Raw genomic sequence first — 260 nt, 5'->3', positions numbered from 1 at the left:
AAGGATAAATTAGGGGCTGTGTCACTTGCCATTGTCACGTCAACCCTGTTGATCGGCCTATGCGCACCTTTACTTGCGCCGCATGATCCGAATGAGGTACATATGGAGCTGCGCTTTGCAGAGGTATCTTGGCAATACTGGCTTGGCAACGACCATCTCGGTCGCTGCGTTCTTTCTCGGCTCATTTACGGTATTCGTCCAAGCGTTCTGTGGGTGTTAGTCGCGTTAGTCGCGTCTGCATTTATCGGTACCGTGCTCGG

Annotated in this window: 1 pseudogene; it reads left to right on the top strand. The window is 52.3% G+C overall.

Annotated features, from left to right (window positions below):
- Window positions 1-18: 18 nt before the first annotated feature.
- A pseudogene (locus SB719_RS20980) lies at window positions 19-260 on the top strand (nickel ABC transporter permease subunit NikC); the annotation flags it as partial.

This window comes from Pantoea sp. SIMBA_079 (assembly GCF_046940275.1).
GTDB lineage: Bacteria > Pseudomonadota > Gammaproteobacteria > Enterobacterales > Enterobacteriaceae > Pantoea > Pantoea borealis.
Note: the sequence above shows the minus strand (reverse complement) of the source record. Positions and strands in the feature narration are given on the sequence as shown.